Below are 11,193 nucleotides of genomic sequence, written 5' to 3' on the forward strand. Positions count from 1 at the left end.
CTATTTTCGTTTATGCTGAGTGGACCACTGACGATCAAATAGCGCCATCAATCGCTGTGTCACCTCAGGTTGCTCTTCTGCTACATTGATGGTTTCGTCCGAATCCACTTCATGGTCATACAGTTCCACAAAGAGCGGCTTGGCCTCCATATCTCTGCGGTCCTTCCATAAGATCAAACGGTAACGATCGGTCCGCATGGCATAGCCCATTAGGTTGTTTTCGAACAACTCCCTATCCCAATTGGCTCCTTGTTGTGCCCTGATCCGATCCTCCACCGCTACGATCAACGGCCCAAAGTAAGTCTCTCTCATCCCTGTCGACAGGGGATTTGCCGCCCATTCGCGCAGTGCCGGCGTAGGAAATTGGCTAAAAGCCGCTTCTTTCCAACTTTGATGCGGATCCTCAAGGAGTGGAACTAAACTCCGGCCCTCCAAATGGCTCGGCAATGCTATATCCACGAGCTCGCATAAGGTAGGATACAAGTCTACCAACTCCACCAAGGCTTCCGTCACGACTCCTCTATTTTCATCTCTCATCGCTGGAGTCCATATCATCAGCGGCACCCGTGTGGCTACCTCATAGTTGGTGGCTTTGCCCCAAACCCCCATATCTCCCAAATGCCAACCATGGTCGCTCCACACCACTATGATGGTGTTGTCTCTCACCCCAGCTTCGTCTAGTGCCTCCAACACCATACCGATTTGTGCATCGACATAACTCACACAAGCGAGATATGCATGCTTGAGCGTATACGCCAAACTATCTCCAATGTCACCTGCTTTGGGTATCCCTGCACGTACCCTCAACTCAAACGAAGGATGTAGCCCCATAGCTGCTCCATCGATTGGCCCCTGCTGATGAGATGCCAAAGTCAGCTTTTCTTCGTCATACAAGTCCCAATACTTCTTGGGTGCCAACCAGTCCAAGTGGGGTTTGTAGTAGCCCAACCCCATGAAAAAAGGCTGATTCGGTGCTTGCTCCAGCATGTCCCGTATCGTAGCGATGGCCAGTTGAGTATTGTAGCCATCTACATAATACGTGTCCGGCACGTCGGCGCACTCATACGCTGGACCTTGACCAAGCCCTCGCTTGGCTGCATCACCATATTTGGCGATCATCTCTGCCTTGTTTTTTCTGAATATCTCCTGATTTTCGGCCAGGACATAGCCTCCTGGGAAATGAGGCTGCTCTACTGCACAACGATCCGTCGCTGGCAAACGACTCCAAGAGAGCTCCGCATCATTGAACGCCCCGTGATAAATCTTACCCACATTGACCGTCTGATAACCATGTTGAATAAAGTGCTGAGGAAGCGTGACTAAATCAGGATTGAGATCCCTAAAGTATGTATAATTCTCTATCACCCCGATGCTCTCTGGTCTTGCGCCCGTCATGACACTAGCCCTTGACGGACTGCAAATAGCCTGCTGACAGTAGGCTCTATCGAACAACAACCCCTGACTTGCAAGCACATCCAAGTGAGGTGTAACTGCAACCTCCGACCCATAGGCTCCCAGCTCTGGCCGCAGATCGTCAATAGCTATAAAGAGTACATTTGGTTTCCTCTGTGATTGACTCAACAATGGGTGAATACATACCAGTGTAATGGCCAGAACAGCTATCGCTTCTTTCATCCGTTTCTTTTTCATCGTTTTTCCGCCCATTTTATTTGTCATTTTTCACCATACGGTAAACCTGCTGATGACTTCCATCGAGTGGACTCAATCGCAAATAGTATATCCCTGGTGACCAATCGCTTGTATTCAATACCCTTTCACCCTCATCCCACTGGGTGCTGAAGATCTCTATCCCTGCCGAGTTGTGTACCGAAACCACAGACTTCCTTTCCGTAAACACAGTCAGCTGATCCCTCACCGGATTGGGGTACACCAGCGTATCCATTACTTTAGGCGTAGCGAGCACAGGTGTATTTCCACTCAGGTCCTCTAGCTCTACCAACTCAAAATCATCGGCATAGGCCTGATGGGAGGCATTGCGGTTTTCGAAGTAGATAGTGGCCTGTGTCGTGCTACCCGTGGTAAACTGCAAACTCTGATAGGTGTAGTCTGGACGAAAGTAGCGCACATCATTTTGGCCATCGCCATAGTCTTTGGCTCCCAGATAGGCATTGTGCCAGACATTGCTCATGTTGGTGCTAGGCATACGTACCCACGCTGAGAGCAGGTAGGTGGTGTGCGGCTTCACGGTGATCGTCTGCTCTGCGGCTCCCAGCCCACTCAGGCGCATGGCTTGCGCGCCCTCATGCGCCTGATCCATAGCCACGGTCACGGCCCCTTGGGTATCCCATCCGGTCAGCCCGCTTTCGAGGCTACCATTGGCGATGAGATTGTCCCGATCCTCACAGCCAGATATCACATTTTCTTTTTGCCAGATGCGCACATAATCCACGAAGTATTGTCTGCCCTCTCCGGGAAAATCCTCTGCCGACAGCTGATCAGGATTGACCTCCCAGGGAAAAGCCTCACTGTCCAGCCATACCTTTTGGGGATTGTTGACCACCCAGGCATCGTCGATCTCCTCGCGCGTACTGCACTTGATCAGCTGGCCATCCACGTATATTTTGATATAATCGGCATCCCACTCCAGCCCATAGATATGAAAGTCATCGGCCACCCTGAAATTGAGTATATGCTCATTGGTCCAGATACGCTTGCCCCAGGTGGGAGACTGCGGATCGCGCCAGTCGTGAAATGAAGTATGATAGCGCTTGGCACTGTAGGGATTGTTGGGGTTGTTGCCATAGTGTTCGAATACATCTAATTCGCCCCCTTGTCCGGTCGTCCAAAAAGCACTCGACATAGGGCCGTCGGCCGCCTTGCAGCGAATCTCCATATAGCCGTAGTGAAACTGGCTTTTGGTGATGATGGCCGCCGTGGTGATGTTTTCATACGCATAGCCATTCATGATCTTGTCGCTGTAATCATAGTCTGGCTCCCAGCGCGAATAGATCGTCAAAAAACCGTCTTTGACCTCCACATTGCCCGGCGCAAACTGCGAGGGTGCCCGGCCGACGAAGTTGTTTTCGAAATGCCCGCTTTCACCCTGCACGTACCACTTGTCGCGATCTACGTCCGTACCGTCAAACTCGTCACTCACCGTCTCCAGCAGCTGCCAGCCACCTGCATTGTCTGGATCGGTGTAGGGATACTCCTGTGCGACCACTGCCCCTGTCACTCCCCACAGGATGGCCAGTATAGTGATATTTTTTTTCATTTTTTTCTCGTTGATATTCTAAAATCCAATGTATATCGGCCTGGCTTGAGCTGATACTGTGGTAGGGTAAGCGATAGCGTACCACCCAGGCCTGCCTGCACATGGTCGATGTTGAGCGTGTAGTAGCCTTGCGGCTGCAGATCGTAGAGGTGCTCCGCGGCTTCAATATTGTCGGCATCATAAGGCCACACGCTGAAGGCAAAAGGCTGCTCGATCGCCTGCACCTGCCAGCGACGGCCTTGGTCTCCCTGCATCACGAGCCATCGGGTATCGGTGTGGTTGCCATTTTCCTGAGGGAAAGCATAGCTGTAAAACAGCTCGTCGGTAGGGCCGCTAAACTCGTCGACCCATGCTGCCCGCTGCCTATCGGGGTAGTTTTCGAACGGTCCCTTGCCGTAGTAGGTCGTCGATCGCAATGCTGCCGGCACGCCCATCGTCATCCCAAAGCGTACCAAATTGTGTGCGTCCTCGGGCGCTACCAGCTCTAGGCGCACGGTCACTCCCGTCGCATCTATGGTATAGCGCGTCGTGAGTGCTATGCCGCTATCGTGCGATTGCTGTACACGCACCTCGTACGCGCCGGCCTCCCCTTCGCTCACAGCGATGTCCTCTACTAGCAAGGTCTCGTGCAGGTTTTGCCAGACTTCTCGTGAGGCACGCCAGGCCTTGGCACTAGCTCCTCGTCGATCATTGTCGATGGCGGGCCGCCAAAAATTAGGGCGCAAGGGGGCTGCCAATCGCTCGACTCCAGCGACCTGATACGAGCTGAGCCAGCCCGTCGCGGCATCTATGGTCAACTGCAAGTCGTCACCGCTGATCACCACTGCGTCTTTGGTCTCTTGCCAGCTCATTTTGGCGGTTGGTTTAGGGGCCGTAGCTGGCTGTGCGGCCTGTACCAGCATTTGCTCGTGGGCCAGCTCATAGCCCGCCTCACACCAGAGTCGGTCTGCTGTCTCGTGGAGGGTCACCTTGAGCCAGTAGTCATTTTCCTTTTTCCATTTATTGGTTTTGAAAGGCACCGTGAGCTGCTGACTTTGGCCAGGAGCCACATCTACAGCTTTGATTTTGCCTTTTTGTATCTCTTTGCCGTTTTCCGAAAGAGTCCATCGCATCTCATATCGATCTAGGTTGGTAAACGACAGACGGTTGCTCACGCGCACCTTACCAGCGGACAAATCCTCAGCGGTGATGGCTATCGGCTGAAAAACATAGCGCGCCTCCAGAGCATGAGGGTGCGGTTGCAAGTCCGATGCGAACAGGCCGTTGATGCAGAAATTGCTATCATTGGGCTTATCACCAAAGTCGCCCCCATAGGCGTAGAAGGCCTTACCATTAGCATCCAGCTTGCGCAATCCCTGGTCTCTAAAATCCCAGATGAAACCACCAATCAGATTGGGGCGCTGTCTGATCTCATCCCAAAACTCCCCGAGTCCTCCCACAGAGTTGCCCATGGCGTGCATGTATTCACACATGATGATGGGGCGATCCAGTTTAGGGTTTTCGGACATATTGACCAACTGACGCTGGTCGGGATACATGCGGCTGATCACATCCACATAGGCCGGATCGTTGGGGTTGGCCATGGTCGGCCAGTTTTGAGAGGTATAGCCCACATTGGCAGCCGATACATAGTCGGGGTCTGTGGGGTCGCCCTGTGCGCCCTCGTAGTGCACGAAGCGCGAGGGGTCGTACTCGCGCACCCAGTTGGCCGCTGCGGCGAAGGTGGGGCCAGTGCCCGACTCATTGCCCAGCGACCAGGAGATGATGCAGGGATGATTTTTGTCGCGCTCGACCATGCGATAGACCCGACTGAGCATGGCACCCGTCCAGCTGGGGCTGTTAGGTATATAGCTCCCAAGATGATGACATTCGATATTGGCTTCTCCCATGAGATAGAGGCCATATTCATTGCAGAGCTCATAGAAGTACGGATCGTTGGGATAGTGCGAGGTGCGCACGGCATTGATATTGAATCGCTTCATCTGGACCACCTCCTTGCGCATGTCGTCTCGGGTCAGCGCCTTTCCCCGTACGGGGTGATGATCGTGGCGGTTAACGCCCATGATCTTGACAGGCTGGCCATTGATGAGCAAGGCTTTGTCCACCCCAAATGCTACGGTTCGGAAGCCGATCTTCTGGCTCCTGGCCTCCATCAACTGACCGCTCGGGTCAGTCACGCGCAGCACCAACGTGTAGAGATAGGGCTCCTCTGCCGACCACTGACGCGGCTGGGCGATGGGCGATTGGAGGAAGGCAAAAGGCGGCATGTCACGCGGCGGCCAGCGCTCTTCGTAGATGGCCTTGACACTGGCCGACATAGGTTCAGAAACGGCCTCCTGGTCTGCATCGTAGAGCGTGGCTTCTACCTGCCAGCCGTCCAGCGTTGTAGGGTCTGACTTGACCCACACTCGGGGTCTGATCTCCAGCTGGCCGTCCTGGTATTCGTCATCCAAGGTGGCACGTACATAGTAGTCATTGAGCGATACTTTGGGCTGTGCCAGCAGCATCACCTCGCGGTGGATACCACTGAGTCGCCACATATCCTGGTCTTCGAGGTAGCTACCATCGCTCCAGCGAAATACCTGCACTGCGACCCGGTTTTTGCCCTTTCGGAGAAAATCCGTGATATCAAACTCGGCTGCCAGTCTACTCCCCTGACTGTAGCCCACCTGCTGGCCATTGACCCAGACATAAAAAGCGGAAGACACCCCGCCAAAATGCAAAATCACTGACTGGTCTGTCCAGTCCGCCGGCACCTCAAAGTCCCGAAAATAGCTCCCGACAGGATTGTCGCGATAAATGTACGGCGGTATCGGAGGCTGAGGCCCTTTCCAGTCGTAGGTCAGCGTCGTATCCAGAATGTTGGGTGTGAAAGGATAGGTGATGTTGGTATAGATGGGCTGCCCATAGCCCTGCAGTTCCCAGTTGGACGGTACCTCGATGCTGTCCCAACCCGCTCCGGCAAAATCGGCCACCATGAAGTCCATCGGTCGGTCTTCGGATCGTGGGGTAAACTGAAACTGCCATGTGCCATTGAGTGACTGCATACGGGCTTTGCTCCTGTCAGAGGCCAGGGCATCTGCCTCGCTGGTGTAGGAGTAGCTCGCCACCCTTGCGGGCAATTTGTTTTTTTCAAAAACCAATTCGTTTTCCCAGTCGTTTTGGGCGGATAGCTGGCCTGTGCCCAGGCACAGCGCCAGCAGTATTGCTGCGTATTTCATCACCTTTCTTTTCATCATAATGTCAAATCATCCAACAGCCACTCGCTACCGTCGGCCTGCACGACCCACAGCTGCAGTGTGCGTGCCTTGCTGCTGATCTCTGTGCCTTGCGCCAGTACGAAGGCGTGCAACGGATCCACCGCGCCCAGGGCGATGGTCTGCTTGACTTTCCCTTTGGCATCCAATGCCCTCAGCTCGGCCATCCCCTGCACAAACACACCGTAGGCACCGCTGATCTGCTGTCCCTCGTAGGTCAGACGATCGGTGATCACCCCTGTGGGATTGACCTCCAGCACGGGCGTAGCGGCGATCTTGGCTGCTCCGTGGTTTTCTTTGTATTCGAAAAATTCACCTGGCTGCAAGGTATAAATCGGCGTGAGCACTTCGGTCTCCAGATAGCCGGTTTCCATCCCACTGCAAAAGATCGAGGCATTGATGCCGTACTCGTAGGTGAGTGCATCGTCGTAGGGTTCAAACCATTTGACGAAAGCCGTATTGTTGGTCTTGTTGACATAACAAAGCCACGACTGAGAGGAGACGATATGAAAACCCGACATGAGATCGTACTCATACTCCACCTCGAATACGCCCGGGGCTACTTCGCCATTCCAGTTGTTGCCGTCGTTGTAGTATGCTTCTACGTCGGCAGGGGTTTCCTTATCTAGCGGTCGCCTGTTGCGATGCACATAGCGCCACCGCGACTCAGCATCGCCCATGATCTCGTAGGGCTGGCCGTCGGGCAGCAGATGCTCATCGTCGAAGGGTACGTAGGCCACGTAGTTTTCACCGTCTTTTTGGTCGGGTCCGCTCTCCGATACGTGCTGACTGGAGAACATCAATCCGCGCTCTACGGGCGCGATCCCTCGGTTGGTGAGCCTGTGCGTCATCAAAACCCGGCTACTGGCCGGCTCGATATAGAGCGAGCGCTCGTACTGTAGCTGTTCGTCGATGCTCTCTGGGAGCAGATATGCTTTGTTTTGGTAGTCGTACTGTGGCACTGGTAGGTTTTGGATGCCCGATCGCACAACGATCTCCTTTTGGCCTTCGGGGTTTTCTTCAATAGCCGCCCAGTAGGGGGCGTCACCGATAACTACCGGGGGAGGCCAGCGCTGCGCCTTGTCCCCTTGGCGATTGATAGAGCAGTCGGTGATCGGCAGAGGTACCAGTCGGTAGCCTCCGAAGTTTCTCCATTCGTCGACCTTGACCCTGTCGTGGTTGGAATAGGATTTCCCGAAAAGATCGGGATTGATCCAAAGCGAGGGCACATCTCCGAGGTTGTACTCCAGGATACGACCGGCAGCCTGCGGTACGACAGCCAGGCTGATAAATTCATTCTCGGCGACCATTACATCGTCCCAGCCCCAGTCGCGGTAGTTGTCTCTCGTCTCTACTATCTGAGCCTGTGCCTGAGATAGGGCTATGAGCAGCGCTATTGCGATAAGTAATCTTCTCATTGCTCGTCGATTTGCATAAACTCTACCGGCGAACCCTTGTGCTCGATGAAAGCCACGTAGACGCCCTCTCCAGGTGAAAAGGTCTCCACGATCACTTTTTTTCCCTTGAGCGCTTCCTGCATATCTGGCACCTGGTAGGCAACATGTGGTACAGTGCGTACCAACTCCGGCATGGGGCTGTCTGCATCGAACTTGACCCATTCTACTTTGTATTCGTCTTTGTCAAATTCAGTAAAGTGAATTTTGCCTGGCTCGTAAAAGCCGTCCCATTCCTTGTCTGCGGTAGTGGGTATGCCGATATGGCTAAATTGGTAGTTCATGCTATTTTATTGTTTTTTAGTGAATTTGAGTATTTCCTTATTTTCCTTGTTCGCCACACTGACCAAGTATATCCCAGCAGGCAGGCTGCTCACATCAAGCTGCAAGCTACCTGTTTGCACAGCTATGACCGGCAATCGGTAGCCCATACCCTGAATATTGTACACTTGCACATCTTCCTGTCCATCGAGTCCCGCGAGGGTGATCATCGTATGGGCCGGGTTGGGGTAAAGCTGCAGCGAAGCAGGCTGGGGCTCGTCGGCAGACAGAACCTGATCGACGAGGGTAATGCCCATAATCGGCTGCTGTAGGCTTACCTCCTCTCCACCGTTTTTCGAGGATTTGAGAAAAGCATTGAGTTCGTAATAATGACCGTCAGGTAAGTCATCACTAATAGTCAAGCCCTCCAATGGCACCTGCACCTTCACTCGACCTGCGGCCTGCCCTACGATAGATACATCGTTGGTTTTAGCTTCTTGGATGGTCTGACCATTGGCGTCCTTCTGAGCCAGGATCACGGTGATGCCCTTCCAGCCCTCGGACTGTACGGTGAATCCGCTGCCTGCATCGTAGTAGGCATCAAACTCCAGGTTTTGATTGAGTCCGTAGGTGGTATTTTGATAAACAGATGCATCTGTCACGATCTGCGGGGGCGCCTCCCATACGCGCACATAGTCGCAGTGCATCTCGGTGGGGAAGCCTTCATTAGTCGTCTCCTCTGGTGCTGTTATACGGTCTCCGCTTACATATTTCTCAAACGGGGACCGTAGTCCCATCGATACGGTCACGTACATGGGCAGGTGCCAATAGAGGTTCTCTTTTCGTCCACGCTCGATCCCATCGACATACCAAAAGATGGAGTCTTTGCGGCTAAGCACCCCATAGGTGTGGTAGTCATCGCGCGGATCGAAATCGGCGTGCCACTTGTTGCGGGTGATGTCGGGGTATCCACCAGGACGTATCCAGGTGAGTTGGCCATCTTTGATGATCCTTGTATGGAGATTCATGTCGATGACTTCAGGCCCCTCCCAGTCGTTGGTCTCGAAATCCCACTCGCGCTGAGTCAGCTCCACTACATCGATCTCCGAATATTGCACACCGCCTTCCTCTGTAGGTGTAGGTTGTCCCACACTATACAACCAAAAAGCTGGTGAGGCACCTGGAAAACGATCACAGCCCTTGATTCGCGTCTCAAAATAACCGTAGGTTATGGTTTGCTCTTGACGCACTATGCCTGATTTGTAATAGAATTCCTTTCCACCTCGCTGATGCGTTTCTTGGATCATTTTGATATTGAGCATACCCTCTTTGACATAGGCCAAATCAGGTTCCCAAGACCAAGTACCCCAATCATTAAGGTCACTATTCCACTTGTTGGCATCAAAACTATCGAACTCGTCAGAGTGCTCAGGCTTGACATTCCACAGCATGCCTGTGTGAGAAGCAGGAGACTGAGCATGTACACTCAGACCTCCGACTATTACTACTATTAGACTAAAAACCAATCTCCTCATCCCTTTCATTTCACGGTTATCTATATCGGTCCATTCTATCAATGTCGTATTTTTCAAACTTGCGCTTGAGATGCCAGAGTGGTGGTTCTAAGGTCAATTCCCATTCATAGAGCAGCGTGAAAAGTTCCTGTACTTTCTCTAAGTTTTGACTCGCTAGGTTATTGTGCTCTGAGATATCCTCTGGCAAATAGTACAACTCCGCAGGTCTATCTGAGTAGCGAATCAACTTCCAGTCGCCTTGACGTACTGCAGCTCGGGGGCCTTTTTTCCAGAAGAGCGTCTCATGGGGCCTATCTTCGTTCTTGCCTTGCAGGTAGGGCATGAGGTCTACGCCATCCACCGACGGCAGGTCGCTCATATCGCCACCCGCTGCTGCATAAAAAGTAGGCAACAGATCGAGGGTGCTAACCGGGTAATTGTAGGTTTGCTTCTTTTTAAGTTGAGCAGGCCAGCTGATCAGATAAGGCACGCGGATGCCACCTTCGAGGTGATTGGACTTGGTGCCGCTCAGGGGCAGGTTGACCGAGCCGTTTTTATCGGTAGGACCGCCATTGTCGTTGGTGAATACCACGAGGGTGTTTTTGTCCAGCCCCAGCTCGTCGAGTTTGTCGAGCACCCTGCCGCAAGCGCGATCAAGTGCCAGGGTCATGGCGGCTACTTCCTTGCGCAGACCGCTGAGCTGCGGAAATTGCGCCAGGTCTTCTTCTGTGGCCTCCATCGGTGTATGCACGGCATTGAAAGCCAAAAAGGCAAACCACGGTTCGTTTTTGTTGTTCTCAATAAAAGCGATCGTCTCGTCAGCCAGTACATCGGTCACGTATCCTTCTGGCTCTTCGAACTGGCCAAAGCCACGCTCCATTTTTTTGTCATCATGTGGAATCTGCTCATAGGCAAAATAACTCCTATCGCCTCCACGAAATCCGTAAAACTCATCGAAACCGCGCTTGGTCGGGTGGTACTTGTCGGCATCACCCAGGTGCCACTTGCCATAATAGCCTGTCTTATAACCCAAGCCTTTTAGATAGTTCCCTATGGTTTTTTCGTCCACGGGTAGCCCCATCTCATCGCCGAGCAGTTTAGAGTTTTCGCTCATGTAGCCGGGCACGTTGTTTTCTTCATAACCAAATCGCTGCTGATACCGGCCAGTGATCAGACCTGCACGCGACGGACCGCATACCGAGGCAGATACATAGCCTTGTGTAAACATTACACCACTCTTGGCCAGTTTATCTAGCGCGGGTGTAGGCATCAGATCACTCCCCTGAAACCCAAAGTCGGCATTACCGCCATCGTCAATAAATATTAACAAAATATTGGGTTGGTTGGATTGTGCCTGAAGGCAACTCCCAGTCCATAAAAGGGCAAACACCAATAGTCCTACGCTCTTCATCATGTCTTTCATTCTAATCTACTAAGTTGTGTCGATATGGTTCTGTATCCATACCGAACGA

General features: G+C 52.8%; 7 protein-coding genes. All 7 read right to left on the reverse strand.

The annotated features are described in order from the left end of the window. The 7 genes from BGP76_RS08575 to BGP76_RS08605 are packed head-to-tail and all read right to left on the reverse strand — an operon-like array spanning position 1 to position 11,135. On the reverse strand, positions 1–1,677 hold the full coding sequence (locus tag BGP76_RS08575) for a sulfatase (RefSeq protein WP_255416086.1): 1,677 nt from the start codon (positions 1,675–1,677) through the stop codon (positions 1–3). Next, a complete protein-coding gene (locus BGP76_RS08580; protein ID WP_119844357.1) occupies positions 1,667–3,235 on the reverse strand; it encodes a family 16 glycosylhydrolase in 1,569 nt (522 codons plus the stop codon). Before BGP76_RS08580 ends, BGP76_RS08575 begins: the two co-directional genes overlap by 11 nt. Next, on the reverse strand, positions 3,232–6,474 hold the full coding sequence (locus BGP76_RS08585) for a glycoside hydrolase family 2 TIM barrel-domain containing protein (RefSeq protein ID WP_216010098.1): 3,243 nt from the start codon (positions 6,472–6,474) through the stop codon (positions 3,232–3,234). Before BGP76_RS08585 ends, BGP76_RS08580 begins: the two co-directional genes overlap by 4 nt. Beyond that, the gene (locus BGP76_RS08590; RefSeq protein WP_119844358.1) at positions 6,471–7,910 is read right to left on the reverse strand and encodes a hypothetical protein; all 1,440 of its coding nucleotides are present in this window, start codon (positions 7,908–7,910) and stop codon (positions 6,471–6,473) included. The genes BGP76_RS08585 and BGP76_RS08590 overlap by 4 nt, the downstream gene beginning before the upstream one ends. Further along, a complete protein-coding gene (locus BGP76_RS08595; RefSeq protein ID WP_119844359.1) occupies positions 7,907–8,230 on the reverse strand; it encodes a hypothetical protein in 324 nt (107 codons plus the stop codon). Before BGP76_RS08595 ends, BGP76_RS08590 begins: the two co-directional genes overlap by 4 nt. Before the next feature lie 6 nt (positions 8,231–8,236). Beyond that, positions 8,237–9,784 carry a kappa-carrageenase gene (locus BGP76_RS08600; protein WP_147407426.1) on the reverse strand — a complete coding sequence of 516 codons (1,548 nt, stop codon included), beginning with the start codon at positions 9,782–9,784 and terminating at the stop codon, positions 8,237–8,239. Then, positions 9,759–11,135: a sulfatase gene (locus BGP76_RS08605; RefSeq protein ID WP_255416087.1), complete on the reverse strand. Its 1,377-nt coding sequence runs from the start codon at positions 11,133–11,135 to the stop codon at positions 9,759–9,761. Before BGP76_RS08605 ends, BGP76_RS08600 begins: the two co-directional genes overlap by 26 nt. Positions 11,136–11,193 lie beyond the last annotated feature (58 nt).

This window comes from Reichenbachiella sp. MSK19-1 (genome assembly GCF_003590315.1).
Classification (GTDB): Bacteria; Bacteroidota; Bacteroidia; order Cytophagales; family Cyclobacteriaceae; genus Reichenbachiella; species Reichenbachiella agariperforans.